Origin of the sequence: Turicibacter sp. HGF1 (assembly GCF_000191865.1) — a bacterium.
Classification (GTDB): domain Bacteria; phylum Bacillota_I; class Bacilli_A; order MOL361; family Turicibacteraceae; genus Turicibacter; species Turicibacter sanguinis.
In genome coordinates, this window is the sequence record NZ_AEXQ01000109.1 from 1 (window position 1) to 16,277 (window position 16,277).

Sequence of the window (16,277 nt, forward strand, 5' to 3'; positions counted from 1 at the left end):
TTTTTATAGTGTACAGTTTTCAAGAACATCCTCAATGTGTCCAGCCACTTTTACTTTTCGATAAATCTTAGTGATAAAGCCTTCTTCATCAATTAAGAAAGTTGAACGTTCAATCCCAATGGCTTTTTTTCCATACATATTTTTTCTTTTAAGACATCATATAGGTGACAAACTGTTTCATCCGTGTCTGATAATAAGATGAAGGGAAGGTCATGTTTAGTCACAAATTTTTCATGACTAGCCACGGTATCGCGACTAATACCTAATATGACAATGTCTTGCGCATGAAAAGATTCAATGGCATCACGAAAGGCTTTTGCTTGGTTCGTACAAGCAGGTGTATTGTCACGAGGATAAAAATATAATACCACTTTTCGACCACGATAATCACTTAAAGTATGTTGGTTTCCATCTGATCCTGCAAGCGTAAAATTAGGTGCTTGCATCCCTTCTGTTAAAATAATCGGTTCCATTTCTCCACTTCCTTTTATGCAATAAGATGTCATGTCTTGAAAATAATTATGCGATAAATACCTACGATTGTAAAGAAATATGATAAGATGATTAAGACAAATTGAACATGACTTGTGTTATGATTGTTGTCTAAAAATGTTTAATTTATTCAGTTAAAGGAAGGATTTTAGATGTTACTGATTTTATCACCTGCCAAAACATTTAAGGAAGAAGGCGTGAAGCGCTTCGAGTTATCTAAACAGTTACCATTTGAATTAAAAACAAAAGAATTAATTGAACATCTGCAAGGGTATACGAGAAGTGAGCTTTGTGCGTTGATGAAGATGTCAGAGGCATTAGGTGCAGTTAATGAAATGAGATTCAAACAGTTTTATGAAGTTCAAGGCGAAGCGCTATTAGGATTACATGCTTTTGATGGTGAGGCTTATAAAGGATTAGATTCGTTGACGTTATCAAAGGAAGGAATTTTGTTTGCACAAGATCATTTAAGAATTTTATCAGGATTATATGGGATTATACGTCCTAACGATTACATTAATCCCTATCGTTTAGAGATGGGAACGAAGCTAGCAAATTCAGAGGGCAAAGATTTATATGCTTTTTGGAAACCTGCGTTAACAGAATATATGTTAGAAGCTTTAAATCAAGTAGAAGGAGAGCAGGTACTTATTAACTTAGCCTCTAAAGAATATAGTAAAGCACTCGATTTAAAGCAAATCGAAACGCAATATTCAGTGGTTAATATTGAATTTAAGGAACAAAAGGGAGAGACCTATAAAGTAGTCGGGATGTATGCAAAAAGAGCTAGAGGTGAAATGGTACGTTATATTTTAGAAAATCAATTAAAGAAAGCAGAGGAATTAAAAGGTTTTAATCAAGGAGGATATCAGTTTAATCCAACATTATCCACTGATCAAACATGGATTTTTACACGTTAGTTTTCATTGTCATCCAATAAAGTGGAACTTAAAGTCAATGCTACTACTCTTTTAAAGTGACGTTTAGTTAGGTTGCAATCTTTCACCTTTCGTAATCTTTTAGAGATTTTTTGAGTTCAAGTAAATAGGAAACCTCAGCTTCGTATATGTTGCATTGTTCTTTTATCATTCGTTCTCTAAATGATGCTTGTTTTTTTGGGAGTGACGAGTGTTTGAGATAATTGAGATGAGTAAGGATTTTTTTTGTTTGACCTATTTTAGCTTCTAAATCATGATATTCATCCAGTAATGATTTAGGTTGTTTTTTTAGTATCATCATAAAAATCACCTCTAGTTAGAAGTTTGAACAAATTTTATGAAATTTATGTAATCATTGTCATCCGACATCATGATGTTGATTTTTTATGGAATCGGTGAGAAGTTAAAGAAAGGAGGTAACGAAAATGATTTTTTATTTTAGTGGAACAGGAAATTCACAGGCCGTAGCTCAGGTCATAGCAACTAGACAACAAGAGGAATTAGTGCCTATGATTCAAGTCGATTTAACAGTACCCTATTTGATAAAAGAAAATGAAAACATTGTTTTTGTTTTCCCTATCTATGCGTGGCGGCCACCACAACAGGTCATCGATTTTATTAAACAAATTGAATTTGAAAATTATTACAATCACCCCATTACCATGATTGCAACATGTGGTGAGAATATTGGAGAAACATTAGCCGTTTTTAAAAAAATGATTCATCAAAGGAAGTGGACTTTGTCTAATGCCTACTCACTTGTCATGCCGAATAATGATTTAAGATATGGAAACATTGATGCGCGCGATGAGGTGCAAAGAAAGTTAAAAAAGGTAGAGCTTGAGTTAGAAAAGATTAATCAAAATCTGACCAGACGGGCGACTGGCATTTATCAAGTTGAAAAAGGGCCATTCTCATATATAACGACGTACGTAGTAGGGAATTTGTTTAACCGTTTTGCAAGAAGTACCCATCGTTTTTTTGCAACTGACGATTGTATTTCATGTAAAATATGTGAAAAAGTTTGCCCAATTCGATGTATAACGGTTTCAAAGAAACCTATCTGGAAAAACAGTGAGTGTACACAATGCCTTGCTTGTGTAAATTACTGTCCGAAGTCTGCCATACAATATGGGAAAAGAATGAGTAGAAAAGCGAGATATACTCACCCGTTAGTCGCTTGGCACCAATTGAATCAAAATCGAAAGCCTAAAGACTAGTTCTTTAGACTTTTTTTTGATTTTAAAAAATAATTTTCTGTTTTAAAGAGAAAAGAGGAATAAAATTCAAAAAAGAAGGAATACTAGTAAAGTTAAATCAAACATGTTTTTTAGGCTGTAAAACGACAAACATGTTAAAAAAAAGTCTAAAATATGTGAAAAAAACACCTGTAACCGGTTACCGATTGAAGAAAAAGGGTATAATTTTAGTGAGAAATACGATATACTCTGAATGTGAAGATTGTGAAAAATTTTATTTAGGGATAATAAGTCAAATAATCATCTCTAAAATAAATACAAGGAGGAATTAGGTATGTTCAAGTACTTACAGCGTACAGGTAAAGCATTAATGCTTCCAATTGCAGCCTTACCGATTGCAGGAATTTTACTTGGAATTGGTGGAGCATTCTTAGGAATTGCAGGAATGAAAGATGCACCTGCAATTTATCAATCAATTGCAAATGTAATTAATAACTCTGCTTTCATTACAGCATTGTTAACGATTATGAAAAATATTGGAGATATTGTCTTTGGTAACTTACCAATTTTATTTGCGGTTGGTGTCGCAGCAGGTCTTGCTAAAAAAGATAAAGCAACAGCAGCATTAGCGGCAGTTTTTGGATTCTTAGTTATGAACCAAGTAATCTCAACATTATTGAGTTTAGGAATGACACAATTAGGTGTTTTAACTCCAGATAATGTTGGTGAATATGGAACTTATGTGACAACTAATGTTGGAATCTTCACGTTAAATATGTCTGTTTTCGGTGGGATTATTACAGGGATGGTAACATCAGCATTACATAATAAATTCTTTAATATTGAATTTAATCCTGTATTCTCATTCTTTGCTGGATCTCGTTTCGTTCCAATCATTACATCATTAGTTATGGCTATTGTTGGGGTTATCTTAGCATTTGCTTGGCCAGTGGTTCAAGGTGGAATCGCAGCGTTAGCTGAATTAGTTAATAGCTCAGGAAACTTCGGAACATTCTTATTTGGATTAATTGAACGTGCGTGTGTACCATTTGGATTACACCATGTATTCTATACACCATTCTGGTATGGTTCATTCGTTGAAGCTAATTTATTAATTGACGGTGTTCATACGACAGTTCAAGGTGCTAATACTGCTTACTTCGTTCAATTAGGTTCAATGGGTGACTTAGTTGGATTAGGAAAAGAAGGAATGCACGAGATTGTAAATGGAACAACTCGTTTCATGGCAGGGAAATTCCCATTCATGATGTTTGGTTTACCGGGTGCAGCTTTAGCTATGTATAAATGTGCAAAACCAGAAAAACGTAAAGTGGTTGGTGGTTTATTAGGAGCCGCAGCTTTAACATCTTTATTAACTGGTATTACTGAACCTCTTGAATTCACATTCTTATTCGTTGCTCCAGTATTATTCGTTGTACATGCTGTTTTTGCTGGGTTATCATTCATGTTAATGGGAATGTTAAATGTATTCATCGGGATGACGTTCTCTGGAGGATTAATTGACTTTACATTATTTGGATTATTACCTGCAGGTGCGGGAGTATCAACAAATTGGTATTGGGTATTAATCATCGGTGCGATTTACTTCGTATTATACTATTTAGTATTCAGCTTCTTAATCAAAAAGTTTGATTTAAAAACACCTGGTCGTGAAGATGATAATGAAGAAGTAAAATTATACTCTAAAAAAGATTTCCAAGAAAAAACAGGTCAAGTAGAAGCTCAGTCATCTTCAGCTGCAGCAGGAGAAGATATTTGGAAGCAAAAAGCTCCATTAGTATTAGCTGCTTTAGGTGGAGAAGGAAATATCGAAAACTTAGATGCTTGTATTACACGTTTACGTGTTGAAGTAAAAGATACAGCTAAAGTAGACAAAGAACAATTAAAAGCATTAGGAGCCGCTGGAGTTATGGAAGTTAAGGGTGGAGTTCAAGCTATTTTTGGTGGAAACTCAAATACACTTAAAAACCATATCTTAGATATTATTGGTGACTAATTAAAAAAGCATGGCGAATAGGCCATGCTTTTTTTGAACGAAAAACTCTATAAGGTTAAAAGGAACCACTACATTCTATTAACCAGTATAGAGTTTGACACTATAATCCCATTTTATATTTTATATTACATTAAAGGAAAATTTTGAGACGTAACTGTTCCTTGCCCTGCAGACATTGTTCCGGTTGTTTGGGTTGGATAGGGAACAATTGATTGTTGTACCACTTGAGTAGGTGCAATGGTTTGTTGGACGACTTGCGTTTGGTTTTGTTGTAAGAATGGTTGTTGCATGATAGGAGTTGCAACAGGTTGAGGTGTAGCAAGGTATTCATCATAATAATAAGCTTCGGTTGTTTGACTCGGTGCAGTTACATAGTTATGTTGCGTATGATGATGATGAATATTTCGAATCACAACTGGTTTGATATGATCAACACGATGATAGTGATGTTGTTGATAAGGGCAAACTGTAGTTGGTTCTACCACCTGGCAACATGTTTCGTATGGCCCCATTGGTGGCATAGCAGGTGTCATTGGCGTAGGATTACATCCTGAGCATCTAGTATTTGTATTCATGATTTAGAACATCCTTTCATTTTGTAATTCAGTTACAGTATAGTATATTATCTTGGCTTATTTTTGAATGGTTTTGAGCCTATCACAAAATAAAAATTGAAAGGATTCTTTTACTTTTTATTGTTTTAGAAAGCAACATTGATCATCCCAATAATTAGTGAGGATGAACTGTCAAACGGATAAAATATAATCGGATTGATTTTACTCAGAAATAGAGTAGCCATGATATCTGATTTCATGTTTCTAATCATAACTACAATAACGCTTTGAAAAATCACAATCGCATCAAGATGCAAGATTCTTCCTTGATAGTCAGGAGAAGCCTCAGATTTATTATAAGATAAATACGGGATGGAAATTTGAAGTCAAATTGAGCTTATTATGAAAAAGAAGACTCTGGTGTTGGATTTGCTATTTAGAAGTGAAGCATATCTCTGAATTTTCAGTTTCTGTCATGAATGCTTGACGAATTCCTATTAGTTTAATACGTTTTCCATTAAAATCAGAAATTTAAATCATTCATTCGAATAAGTATTATAGGTGATGATATCTTCATTTTATACCGATTACTCCTTTTATAAAGGCACTGTCGTTACTTCTAAAAATTCAACAATATAGGTTAAATAAAGACATAAAAAAAGAGCCATTGGCTCTTTTTTTATGATTCAATGATGATTAAAGGAACCATCATTTCTTCTTTTGTTAATCCGGCATGAGTAGCTCCAAAGTCGAATCGTTTGGTAGTCATAGCTAAATAGCCAAGTACTTTTTTACCGGTTGCACATGCAAGGTAATCTCCGAGGAAATCAGTTGTTTTTCGGTGTGATAGTCCTTGTCCAAATAGTTGTTGATTCAGGACTTCTTGTTTGCTTAATAGGATGAATTCTTCTCCAAATAATCGGTTAAAACGCTCTTCAAATGCTTGCTTCATTTCAGGCTTAATGAAAAATGAAACGGCACGTTTTTCAATTGAAGGTGGCATGATAAAGCACTCATCTAATTCTTCGTATTCATTTAAATAAATGGTCGGTTCAACATCAATTAATCCATGATCAGCTGATGCAATAAATAAGGTATTAGATGTTGTTTCTACGATTTGTTTAAATAAATCATTAATTTCTTTTATTTTTTCTTTTGTTTCGTTTGAGTAGCATCCTGTTGAGTGCATTGTTTTATCTGGATCTGGCCAGTAAACAAAGATAAATTTATCATGAGGTGCATCGCAAAGTTTTTTTAACTCTGTAAAGACTTCTTTTGCTGATTCAACGCCTATTTTTGTGTTTTTACCTTGATACGCAATATAAGCAGGTTCTATCATGTAAGTTTTAATGCGTTGGTTCGTCGTTTGTTCAATTTTATCAAGAATATGTTCATACGGCATACAAGTGTGACCAGCATGTGGAGCGTCAATTTTTTCACCACTATAGCTATCCGTATTAATGAAGGTATCAATAAAACGTCCGTATTCTTTAAAGTATAAAGACCAGCCAAGCCATCCGTGTTCATTTGGTGATTTTCCACTGTAGTAAGCCGTCATTGCAGCTGTTGTCGTAGAAGGAAACACAGAGGTTAATTCTTTTATGATGTTTTGGTTTATAAAATCATCTGCTTTTAAATTTTGATTTAACATATCAATTCCCATTCCATCAAAAACCATTAAGACAACGTTTTGATGAGGTTTGTTTAAGGAGTTAGATAAGTCTTCAATCGTTGAGTAGTTAGATTCAATACCATAATGAGTTAAAATCGTAGAAATGGTATTCATAATACTATTGTTATAGTCTGGGTAGACAATATTTTTCATTTTTTTCACCTCTTTATTATCTTTTTTATTATAAATCATTTCCTAATGCTTAATCTACCTCAAAGCTTTTTATTTTGAAATTACTATCTTCTAATGTGAGAATTGAATCCGAAAATCTAGTTGCCAAAGTCATATCATGAGAAACAATGAATTGGCATAATCCCTGTTGTTTTAGTGGGTGAATCAAGTGGATATCAAATCTAGTTATTTTTTGATTTATAAATTCAATGGGAACAAAGTTATTATCATAACCAATCACAACCACGTCCTCTGAAGTTTGATTTTGGCAAACTGTGAGTATGATGACACATAGGATAAGAAATCGTATATAGTTTAGATTTTAAATTCATTGTTCTTCCTATTAGTTGCGGAAGCGCACGGTTTCATTTAGGCTCTTTTGGCGCGCATAACATATAAAAGAACAATAAAAAAACTCCCGTCTCTAGCTCATTTACTAGAGGACGGGAGTTTTTAGTATCTCACGAGGCCAACCTCATCAAGTACGACAAATAAAATTTGCTATAGCACGATAACGGGGGCAAGGGATTCAAAATAGTCTACCTAAAATCGAACTGATTTTTTCGGTGTTTAGCTCAGAGAGGTGTTCCATATTGTTTTAATATTTACACTCACCCTACGGAAACTCTCTATGATTAAAATGAAACCTTTACTATTTCTCTTCATTGTCATTTTTTATCTTAAAACATCCTATAATGCCCAAATGATAAATTGTCAACCAAATAGAAATGATTGTAAAAAAAATCAGAATGAAAAAGTATTAAAAGAACAAGGAAAGGCATCCTAAAAATAAGCCAAAACTCTAGTATTTTTGGAACTGGATTTACAAATTTCGTTGACATTCGACATCTGGAATAGTAGAATTTGAAACTGAGTCCCAATTTCTATTTTGGAGAGGTGTATAATGAATTTTACAAAAGGATATAAAACAAGGCAAAGAAGTCAAATATTAGGGTATCTCGCTAATAATTCTGATCGACATATAACGGCAGAGGATATCATGAACCACTTTAGTAAGAAGGGCGATAAAATTGGAAAATCAACGATTTATCGATATTTGAATATATTAATAGAAAAAGGTGTTATACGAAAGTATGTCGAGGGAAAAAGTAAGATGGCCTGTTATCGCTATGTTAAGCAAGTTTGCTCTAAACAAAATATATATCATTTAAAATGTGGTGTGTGTGGTACTATTTTTGATACGGAGTGTGAAGCATTAGATGTTGCCGTTGTTTCTTTAGCTAGGAAGAAACATTTTACTTTAAATTTAAAAGAGACATTATTTTACGGTGTCTGTGAACACTGTTTGAAGGAAAAGAAAGACGAGTAGAAAGAAGAGAAAAGTTATGTTAAAAAATATTTTTAAAATTTATATTGAGGATTTAAAGCGTATCTTCACAAATTATGCTGCTTTCGTTGTCATTTTAGCACTGTGTATTTTACCATCACTTTATGCTTGGTTTAATATTAAAGCCTCTTGGGATCCATATTCTCAAGAAGCCACAAGCCAAATTAAAATTGGAGTGGTAAATAATGATGAGGGAACGATACTAAATGGAGAAGCAGTTAATATCGGAGACCAAGTTATTGAAGAATTGAAAAAAAATGATCTCATGGGATGGCAATTTGTAAGTGAAGAAGAAGCTGAAAAGGCACTGGATGAGGGAACATACTATGCAACGTTAACCATTCCAGGTAGTTTTTCAAATGATCTTACCTCTTTAGTTACAAATGATGTTCATAAAGGTCAGATTATCTACCGAGTAAATGAAAAAATTAATGCAATTGCACCTAAGTTAACAAGTAAAGGGGCAACAGGTGTTCAAGAAAGTGTAAATGAAACGGTCATCAAAACAGTAAGTAGTGTCTTATTAGAAACAGGGAAAAGTCTTGGTCTTGAAATTCAAGATACGCTACTTCCCAAATTAGCTTCTGTAGCAAACAGTTTAAATGAATTAACAACAAAATTTGGTTTGATTAATGAAACTGTCGCAAAAGCCAATGATGGGGGATTGAAATTGAAAGATTTAATATCTCAAATTCAAAGCGACTTACCAAAAATTCAAGAAACGTTAACCTCTGCACAGACGTTAACAAGTAGTATTGAAACGTTTATTTCAACCTCACAAGGAAGTATTAATGATTTATTTCCAACAGTGAAAGCTGATGTTCAACTCGTGACTGATATCACAGCAGAAATGATGAAGTATGTCGATGGACTTAAACAAGCAATTGAATCAGGTTCTGCAGAAGCACCAACGATGATTCAAAATTTAATTACAAAAGTGAATAGTGGAGAAAACCTAGTCGAATCTTTAGTTAAATTACTAGAATCTTTTAATAAAATTTCATTTGGAAAGCCATTGACAGGAATTATTGAACAATTAAATGGAATAAAAACAGAGCTTGTAAATATCTCTAATTTTTTACAGACATTATTTGATGAGGTTGTGAATAGTGGAGAACCTGATTTAACGCTTTTAAGTAAAGTTCAAACGGTTTTACAAGATGTTCAAACCATTTCAAGTGATTTAGTTAATCATTTTGATGATAAAGTTGCAGCTCCTTTGAATTCAATTTTAGATGAAGCTTATAAAACCTCTCAAAATGTTTTAACCGTTTTAAAAGATGCAGAAGCTAAATTACCTCAAGTTAGTGAATTATTAAATGTTGCTTATGAAGGAGCAGATACAGGAATTGAAGCGATTCAATATGTGAATGAAAAATTACCTCAAGCAGAAAATATTATTGCTGAGTTAGCAGGTAAGGTAACGGATATTAATAACAGTCAAGAGCTAAAAGATGTATTAGAACTACTTCAATCGGCCGTACAAGAACGTGAAGATTTCCTATCAAACCCAGTGGAACTTGTAGAGGAAACAGTGTTTCCAATGCATAATTACGGAACAGCTATGACGCCGTTTTATAGTGTTTTAGCCATTTGGGTAGGAATGACGTTACTCGTTTCAATGTTATCTGTCAAGGCAAAAGGAGATTATAATCCAATTGAGGAATATTTCGGTAAATTCTTATTGTTTGTTAGCATTTCTCTTGTTCAAGCGTTGATTATAGCATTAGGAGACTTATATATCTTAAAAATTTATTGTATGAATTCTGGTTTATTTATTGTAAGTTTACTCTTTATAGCCGTGACTTTCACCTTTATTGTTTACTCACTCGTTTCAGTCTTAGGTAATGTTGGGAAAGTTGCATCCATTATTTTATTAGTTCTACAAGTGGCGGGTTCTGGTGGAACCTTCCCAATTCAATTAACGCCGAAGTTCTTCCAAATGATTAATCCATTTTTACCATTTACGTATTCGATTTCAATGGCACGGGAAGCCATTGGAGGGGTTGTCCAAACCGTATTAACGAAAGATATCGTGATTTTATTGATTTTTATTAGTGCGGCCATTTTAGTGGCTATCTTCTTGAAAAAACCACTGAATAAATTATTGAGTGGTTTTGCAGAGAAATATGAAGAAAGTGGTCTTGGGGAATGAAAAATAGCAGGGGCTTTATCCCTGCTATTTTTAGTAATATAGATGATAATCTAAACAAAATCCAATTAAAATACCAATGGCATAGCTTACTAAATCTTGAATCAAAAAACCATAGCCTAAAACTAAACCACCAAGTGTGGATGCTCTTATTTGATTAATCCAATCGGCTTGGTACAATTGACTGAATTCAATCAAATAAGAAAAGATGAAGGCGAGAAGGAGACTTTTGATCAGTGTTCCATTAGGGTGTAAAAATTGAAAACCAAAATAGACCATCATTGCCCATAATGTATCTCCAATATATGGCGCAATTGAATCGGGAAAAACGAAAATGAATTTTCTAGAAGCTAGTCCGAGTCCAATGGTTAACACCACCATAAAAAAATAAATCCTTCTTTTTTTCATTAATAAAGCCTCCTTTTATAGCGATAATCCTATCACAATAAGCGTGGGGAAACAATGGCAATGAGGGAGTTTTTTTGCTAAGAAATAACCCTCACAAACATCATAAAATGATAGATTCAATATCAAAAAAGCAAAAAGTTGATATTGAATCTTTGAAGATAGTTGACAGGCATTTTTAGATATGATATATAAGAATTATACAAATTAGCACTCGTTTATTAAGAGTGCTAATAAAGTAAAAACAGAGGAGCGATTGAATTGAAACAGTTTAAAGCCGAATCAAAACGATTATTAGATTTAATGATTAATTCTATTTATACCCATCGAGAAATTTTCTTACGTGAGTTGATTTCAAATGCAAGTGATGCCATTGACAAGCTATATTATAAAGCCTTGACAGATTCGAATTTAAGCTTTAATCAAGAGGACTATTATATTAAAGTAACGGCTGATGAGACAAACCGTACAATTACGATTTCCGATACGGGAATCGGGATGACAGAAGCACAATTAGATGATCACTTAGGGGTCATTGCAAAAAGTGGATCATTACAATTTAAAAAAGAGACTGAATTAGAAGATGGACATGATATTATCGGACAATTCGGAGTTGGATTCTATTCTGCCTTCTTAGTCGCTGATAAAGTAACTGTGATTTCAAAATCAATTGATTCTGATCAAGCTTACAAATGGGAATCTTGTGGAGCAGATGGATATACCATTGAACCATGTGAAAAAGCGACAGTCGGAACAGATATTATCTTACATTTAAAAGAAAATAATGAAGATGAAAATTACGATGAATACTTACAACAATATAAATTAAAATCAATTATCAAAAAATATTCAGATTTTATTCGTTATCCAATTAAAATGGATATTGTGTCTTCACAGTTAAAAGAAGGTAGTGAAGATGAGTATGAACAAGTAACCGAAGAGCAAACAGTTAACAGTATGGTTCCAATTTGGAAGAAAAATAAACGTGAATTAAGTGATGAAGATTATGAGAATTTCTACACAGAAAAACATTTTGGATATGACAAACCATTAGCACATGTTCATTTAAGTGTAGATGGAAATGTAAGTTATAATGCAATCTTATATATTCCTGAAAAAATGCCATATGATTTCTATACAGCAGAATATGAAAAAGGATTAGAGTTGTATTCTAGCGGTGTACTAATTATGAATAAATGTGCTGACCTTTTACCAGACTACTTTAGTTTTGTAAAAGGAATCGTCGATTCAGAGGATTTATCACTCAACATTTCACGTGAAATCTTGCAACATGACCGTCAATTGAAATTAATTGCGAAAAATATTAAAACAAAAATCAAAAACGAATTAGAAAAAATGATTAAAAATGACCGAGAAAAATATGAAACATTCTATGAGTCATTCGGTCGTCAATTAAAATTCGGTGTATACAGTGATTTTGGAGCAAATAAAGATGTCTTACAAGATTTATTAATGTTTAAATCATCACATGAAGATAAATTAGTCACATTAGAAGAATATGTATCTCGCATGCCAGAAGATCAAAAACATATTTATTATGCCGTTGGAGAGTCAATTGAGCGTATTAAAAAATTACCTCAAACAGAAGCCGTGCTTGATAAAGGATATGAAATCTTATTCTTTACAGAGGACATTGATGAATTTGCTATCAAGATGCTAATGACTTATAGCGAAAAAGATTTCAAATCAGTGTCGAGTGCCGACTTAGACTTAGATACGGATCAAGCAGACGAAGAAGCAACAAAAGAATTTGCGTCAATCTTTGAAAACATGGCGACAAGTTTAAAAGGAAAAGTAAAATCAGTTCGTGCTTCTCGTCGTTTAAAAACTCATCCGGTTTGCTTAGCAAATGAAGGAGAGTTATCAATTGAAATGGAAAAAGTATTAAATGCCATGCCAAATGCTCAGCAAGTCAAAGCGGATAAAGTTTTAGAAGTTAACGTAAATCATGAAGTGTTTAAATCATTGCAAACGGCTTATGAACAAGATCGCAAAAAGTTTGATTTATATACAGATGTTTTATATAACCAAGCTTTATTAATTGAAGGATTATCGATTGAAGATCCAGTGGCATTTACAAATAATGTTTGTCAATTAATGAAATAATAGACTATATTTCTAAAATATTTTATGTCTTAGATGTATCGAGCACCTTGAAGGATTTAACCTTCAAGGTGTTTTTTTAGGAAGCGAGACAGATTATGGAGATGAGTGTTATACAAGGAAGATTCTAATTTTAAATGAAATGACAAAAAAGTATGGGGAATTAGATTGAATATCTGTCTCATACTTAATTTATAGTTTGATAAATTGAGATTACATTACATGAGAATTTGACCTATAATTTGAATTTGAGCGTAACATGGCACAATATCAGTTACAGAAATGAGCCCCATTGGAAGTGTAATTCCAGAAAAAGAAAATAAATTGTTTTCAGATAAGTGGTCATTCATTGTCATCGAAGGAGGCGTAATTGAAATTCCTGTTGGACTCAGGACATGAAACTCTCCAGGTAATAAGTCGGTACCAGGGACATTAATCGCAGTTAAATTTCCCAAGTGTCATAGATTGATGAGATAGGCGATTATATCTGAATTTATAAGAGTTGTCATCTTCATGCCAGACGGTTCATCATGAAATGTCACAGACTGAACTTCTTTTGTTATACACACTAATGATTGGCAATTGTGATAGACTGGGTGTCCTGTTTCCCGTTTCTAGGATTTAATAAAATCTCATTTTGAGAATTTGGTTCTGTGTAGGTATATCCTATTTTGACAGTATTGGATACGATATCATTTAAGGAAGCGACATGACTGACGTTGACAGCGATTGTTAAAATGAGTTCATTGAGCGGATGAACGGTGGCGATAGCTTTAATGTCATAATAATGATCAAATTAAGCGGTTTCGTAGGAAATCACTGTTTCTTCCGGAGGATAAATATGATTCTCTCGTAGAATAATATGAATGCTTTCCCAGATAGGGGTTAAGTCAGAATCAAATATTTCACGAAAGACGATATCATGTAAATCAGTATCTCCATTATTTAAAGAAAGTATTGAATACTGAATGATTTCATTTGGGGCCACAGAAGCAACACCTTTTATTTTTTAAACAAAAATACTTGGATGATAGGTTGTGAGTTGTGATAAGTTGTTTTCACTGAAATTTGATTTTAAGACTTCCTTTTCAGATGTAAACGAATATTTAATTGTTGCTATATTATTTAAAATTCTCGTCAATAAACACACCTCCATATTCTTTATTAATTGATCAGCTCTATATAGTTTATGTAAAAAAGATAAGGTAATTAGGCAATTAGAAGATTAATGCCATAATAGAATAGAGTAGTAAAAAAAAGCAATTAAATAGCTTAAGTTGTCAAAAATGGAAAGGTTGTTTATAATTTATAGGTGAGTAAAGCGTTATTAACGTTACTTCTAAATCTAATCGGTTAAATGAAGACAGGTTAAGACGTTAGTCAGAAAGTATGGTGAACCAATGAAGAAACAAACAAAAGAAATGATTTGGATTGGAGTCGGATTGATTCTTCTCTCATTATTTTTACACTTTTTACATGTCGTCATATTTAAAGATTTGCATCACACGTTAATCTTTTTATTTGCTGATATTGCTTTTATTCCAATGGAAGTGTTCTTTACAACCCTCGTGATTGAACGATTACTTGAAAAACGTGAGAGTCATCATGTTAAAGAGAAATTAAATATGTTGGTTGGCGTTTTCTATGCCGAAATCGGGACACAGCTTTTATCTTATTTTGTAGAGCAAGATGATAACGTCTATGTTTGTAAAAAATTACGTGTTCAAGATCCTTCCGTTTGGGATGAAAATTACTTTAAACGATTACAAGAATTAAACTCGACTTATCACTATGAAGTTTCTCTTGATAAAGTGGATTTAAAGCAGTTACATGATATTTTACATGAAGGGAAAAATCTATTGATCACGCTGGTCACAAATGAAAGTTTGCATGATCATGAAACATTTACTGAAATGTTAATGTTAATCTTACACTTAAAAGAAGAACTAGATATGCGAGATTATGAGTCATTAACAGAAACGGAAAAACTCCATCTGACACATGATATGGAAGCTTTATATCGTTACTTAACTTATGAATGGTGTCATTATTTAAATTACCTCAGCAAAAATTATCCCGGATTATTTAGTACAGCGATTATGTTGAGTCCGTTTAATAAAAAACATCAACGTCAGGCTCTAGAAGATCATAAAGGGGGAGCATGCTAATGGCTCTTCTTCATAAAAAGGACAGTGTCGGACTCATTGCTTTATCTAATGGTCCTGCTCTAATGATGAAAGACACGTTTGAACAATTAGAGCAGGTATTAAAGGAAATGGGACTTAATGTTATTTGGGCACCTAAATTGTACCGCCAAGAGAGTGTCTTTCAGGCATCTGATTCAGAAAAAGCAGAGATGTTAATGGATTTTTACCGAAATGATGAGCTTGTAGCTATTTTTGATGTCTCAGGTGGAGATTTAGCAAATGGCGTTTTATCTTATTTAGATTATGACCTCATGAAACGTTATCCAAAACCATTTTTCGGGTATAGTGATTTGTCGGTGGTTGTAAATGGATTATATACGAAAACCCACCATAAGACGTATTTATATCAAATTCGTAACTTAGTAAGTGAGGATGCCTCAAAGCAGCAACAGTGGTTTAAAGAAACGCTATTTCACCAAAAAGATACCTTGTTTCAGTTCGATGTTGAATGGATTCAAGGAGAAACGTTGGAAGGAGAGCCTATCGGTGGAAATATTCGTTGCTTTTTAAAGTTAGCGGGTACTCCTTATTTACCAAGTTTCGAGAAAAAAATTTTATTGCTAGAAAGTTATAGTGGTGATGTGGCAAAAATGGCGACGTATTTAAATCAGTATAAGCAGATGGGGGTATTTAAGCAGATTAATGGACTGATTTTGGGAAGTTTTACGGAGATGGAACAAAAGCAATATGAACCAGATATCGTATCTCTTGTTAAAAGCATTGTTAATTTACCACAGCTACCAATCGTTAAAACATCTCAAATTGGACACGGACCTGATTCGAAGTGTGCGATCATTGGCGAAAGATTAATGATGAAGAAAGAAGGATAAAACATGAAAGAAAAGCAACAGGTAAATTGTGCAACGTGTGAGCACAATGTCTTTAATGTGTGCATGAGTTATCACGGGTATTATTTTCATGGTGAAGCCATCGGGGATGAAGAAGTCGAATGTGAGGATTGGGTACTAAATCCTTATTCTTATCCGACACAATTAAAG

At 33.3% G+C, this 16,277-nt stretch carries 16 protein-coding genes; 8 read left to right on the plus strand and 8 right to left on the minus strand.

Annotated features, from left to right (window positions below):
• Positions 1 to 92 precede the first annotated feature (92 nt).
• Positions 93 to 473: a peroxiredoxin gene (locus HMPREF9402_RS10705; RefSeq protein ID WP_009607363.1), complete on the minus strand. Its 381-nt coding sequence runs from the start codon at positions 471 to 473 to the stop codon at positions 93 to 95.
• A 171-nt stretch (positions 474 to 644) separates the two neighbouring features.
• On the opposite strand from HMPREF9402_RS10705, the gene yaaA reads away from it, so the two are divergent.
• Positions 645 to 1,412 (plus strand): peroxide stress protein YaaA, encoded by a 768-nt coding sequence (gene yaaA / locus HMPREF9402_RS10710; protein ID WP_006785654.1) that lies wholly within the window; start codon positions 645 to 647, stop codon positions 1,410 to 1,412.
• An 82-nt stretch (positions 1,413 to 1,494) separates the two neighbouring features.
• Here yaaA and HMPREF9402_RS10715 read toward each other — a convergent pair whose 3' ends face one another.
• On the minus strand, positions 1,495 to 1,728 hold the full coding sequence (locus HMPREF9402_RS10715; RefSeq protein WP_039930999.1) for a hypothetical protein: 234 nt from the start codon (positions 1,726 to 1,728) through the stop codon (positions 1,495 to 1,497).
• A gap of 127 nt (positions 1,729 to 1,855) precedes the next feature.
• On the opposite strand from HMPREF9402_RS10715, the gene HMPREF9402_RS10720 reads away from it, so the two are divergent.
• Both HMPREF9402_RS10720 and HMPREF9402_RS10725 read left to right on the plus strand, forming a co-directional pair.
• Positions 1,856 to 2,650 (plus strand): EFR1 family ferrodoxin, encoded by a 795-nt coding sequence (locus HMPREF9402_RS10720; RefSeq protein WP_006785653.1) that lies wholly within the window; start codon positions 1,856 to 1,858, stop codon positions 2,648 to 2,650.
• Positions 2,651 to 2,963: 313 nt separating this feature from the next.
• On the plus strand, positions 2,964 to 4,646 hold the full coding sequence (locus HMPREF9402_RS10725) for a PTS transporter subunit EIIC (protein WP_009607356.1): 1,683 nt from the start codon (positions 2,964 to 2,966) through the stop codon (positions 4,644 to 4,646).
• A 125-nt stretch (positions 4,647 to 4,771) separates the two neighbouring features.
• Here the strand turns inward: HMPREF9402_RS10725 and HMPREF9402_RS10730 are convergent, their stop codons facing one another.
• The gene (locus HMPREF9402_RS10730) at positions 4,772 to 5,221 is read right to left on the minus strand and encodes a hypothetical protein (RefSeq protein ID WP_009607358.1); all 450 of its coding nucleotides are present in this window, start codon (positions 5,219 to 5,221) and stop codon (positions 4,772 to 4,774) included.
• A 658-nt stretch (positions 5,222 to 5,879) separates the two neighbouring features.
• A complete protein-coding gene (locus HMPREF9402_RS10735; protein WP_229040095.1) occupies positions 5,880 to 7,025 on the minus strand; it encodes an alkaline phosphatase family protein in 1,146 nt (381 codons plus the stop codon).
• 922 nt (positions 7,026 to 7,947) lie between these two features.
• On the opposite strand from HMPREF9402_RS10735, the gene HMPREF9402_RS10745 reads away from it, so the two are divergent.
• Both HMPREF9402_RS10745 and HMPREF9402_RS10750 read left to right on the plus strand, forming a co-directional pair.
• Positions 7,948 to 8,373, plus strand: coding sequence for a Fur family transcriptional regulator (locus HMPREF9402_RS10745; protein WP_009607361.1), 426 nt, complete (start codon positions 7,948 to 7,950; stop codon positions 8,371 to 8,373).
• A 16-nt stretch (positions 8,374 to 8,389) separates the two neighbouring features.
• Positions 8,390 to 10,546 (plus strand): YhgE/Pip domain-containing protein, encoded by a 2,157-nt coding sequence (locus HMPREF9402_RS10750; RefSeq protein ID WP_009607365.1) that lies wholly within the window; start codon positions 8,390 to 8,392, stop codon positions 10,544 to 10,546.
• A gap of 30 nt (positions 10,547 to 10,576) precedes the next feature.
• Here the strand turns inward: HMPREF9402_RS10750 and HMPREF9402_RS10755 are convergent, their stop codons facing one another.
• Positions 10,577 to 10,951 (minus strand): ribosomal maturation YjgA family protein, encoded by a 375-nt coding sequence (locus HMPREF9402_RS10755; RefSeq protein ID WP_009607357.1) that lies wholly within the window; start codon positions 10,949 to 10,951, stop codon positions 10,577 to 10,579.
• Between the two features lie 258 nt (positions 10,952 to 11,209).
• On the opposite strand from HMPREF9402_RS10755, the gene htpG reads away from it, so the two are divergent.
• Positions 11,210 to 13,075: a molecular chaperone HtpG gene (gene htpG / locus HMPREF9402_RS10760; protein WP_006785643.1), complete on the plus strand. Its 1,866-nt coding sequence runs from the start codon at positions 11,210 to 11,212 to the stop codon at positions 13,073 to 13,075.
• 215 nt (positions 13,076 to 13,290) lie between these two features.
• Here htpG and HMPREF9402_RS14385 read toward each other — a convergent pair whose 3' ends face one another.
• The 3 genes from HMPREF9402_RS14385 to HMPREF9402_RS14925 form a co-directional block, all read right to left on the minus strand.
• The gene (locus HMPREF9402_RS14385) at positions 13,291 to 13,527 is read right to left on the minus strand and encodes a hypothetical protein (protein WP_009607366.1); all 237 of its coding nucleotides are present in this window, start codon (positions 13,525 to 13,527) and stop codon (positions 13,291 to 13,293) included.
• Between the two features lie 341 nt (positions 13,528 to 13,868).
• Entirely contained in the window at positions 13,869 to 14,060 is a 192-nt protein-coding gene (locus HMPREF9402_RS10765; RefSeq protein WP_009607360.1) for a hypothetical protein, read from the minus strand.
• A gap of 21 nt (positions 14,061 to 14,081) precedes the next feature.
• A complete protein-coding gene (locus HMPREF9402_RS14925; RefSeq protein ID WP_006785642.1) occupies positions 14,082 to 14,213 on the minus strand; it encodes a hypothetical protein in 132 nt (43 codons plus the stop codon).
• A 259-nt stretch (positions 14,214 to 14,472) separates the two neighbouring features.
• On the opposite strand from HMPREF9402_RS14925, the gene HMPREF9402_RS10770 reads away from it, so the two are divergent.
• Positions 14,473 to 15,240, plus strand: coding sequence for a hypothetical protein (locus HMPREF9402_RS10770; RefSeq protein WP_006785641.1), 768 nt, complete (start codon positions 14,473 to 14,475; stop codon positions 15,238 to 15,240).
• On the plus strand, positions 15,240 to 16,109 hold the full coding sequence (locus HMPREF9402_RS10775; protein ID WP_009607359.1) for a S66 family peptidase: 870 nt from the start codon (positions 15,240 to 15,242) through the stop codon (positions 16,107 to 16,109). Before HMPREF9402_RS10770 ends, HMPREF9402_RS10775 begins: the two co-directional genes overlap by 1 nt.
• Positions 16,110 to 16,277: the final 168 nt, after the last annotated feature.

Excerpts from the sequence above, each read along its gene's own strand:
- HMPREF9402_RS10705 (WP_009607363.1), bottom strand. The coding sequence starts at position 473 with ATGGAACCGATTATTTTAACAGAAGGGATGCAAGCACCTAATTTTACG.
- yaaA (WP_006785654.1), top strand. The coding sequence starts at position 645 with ATGTTACTGATTTTATCACCTGCCAAAACATTTAAGGAAGAAGGCGTG.
- HMPREF9402_RS10715 (WP_039930999.1), bottom strand. The coding sequence starts at position 1,728 with ATGATACTAAAAAAACAACCTAAATCATTACTGGATGAATATCATGAT.
- HMPREF9402_RS10720 (WP_006785653.1), top strand. The coding sequence starts at position 1,856 with ATGATTTTTTATTTTAGTGGAACAGGAAATTCACAGGCCGTAGCTCAG.
- HMPREF9402_RS10725 (WP_009607356.1), top strand. The coding sequence starts at position 2,964 with ATGTTCAAGTACTTACAGCGTACAGGTAAAGCATTAATGCTTCCAATT.
- HMPREF9402_RS10730 (WP_009607358.1), bottom strand. The coding sequence starts at position 5,221 with ATGAATACAAATACTAGATGCTCAGGATGTAATCCTACGCCAATGACA.
- HMPREF9402_RS10735 (WP_229040095.1), bottom strand. The coding sequence starts at position 7,025 with ATGAAAAATATTGTCTACCCAGACTATAACAATAGTATTATGAATACC.
- HMPREF9402_RS10745 (WP_009607361.1), top strand. The coding sequence starts at position 7,948 with ATGAATTTTACAAAAGGATATAAAACAAGGCAAAGAAGTCAAATATTA.
- HMPREF9402_RS10750 (WP_009607365.1), top strand. The coding sequence starts at position 8,390 with ATGTTAAAAAATATTTTTAAAATTTATATTGAGGATTTAAAGCGTATC.
- HMPREF9402_RS10755 (WP_009607357.1), bottom strand. The coding sequence starts at position 10,951 with ATGAAAAAAAGAAGGATTTATTTTTTTATGGTGGTGTTAACCATTGGA.
- HMPREF9402_RS10770 (WP_006785641.1), top strand. The coding sequence starts at position 14,473 with ATGAAGAAACAAACAAAAGAAATGATTTGGATTGGAGTCGGATTGATT.
- HMPREF9402_RS10775 (WP_009607359.1), top strand. The coding sequence starts at position 15,240 with ATGGCTCTTCTTCATAAAAAGGACAGTGTCGGACTCATTGCTTTATCT.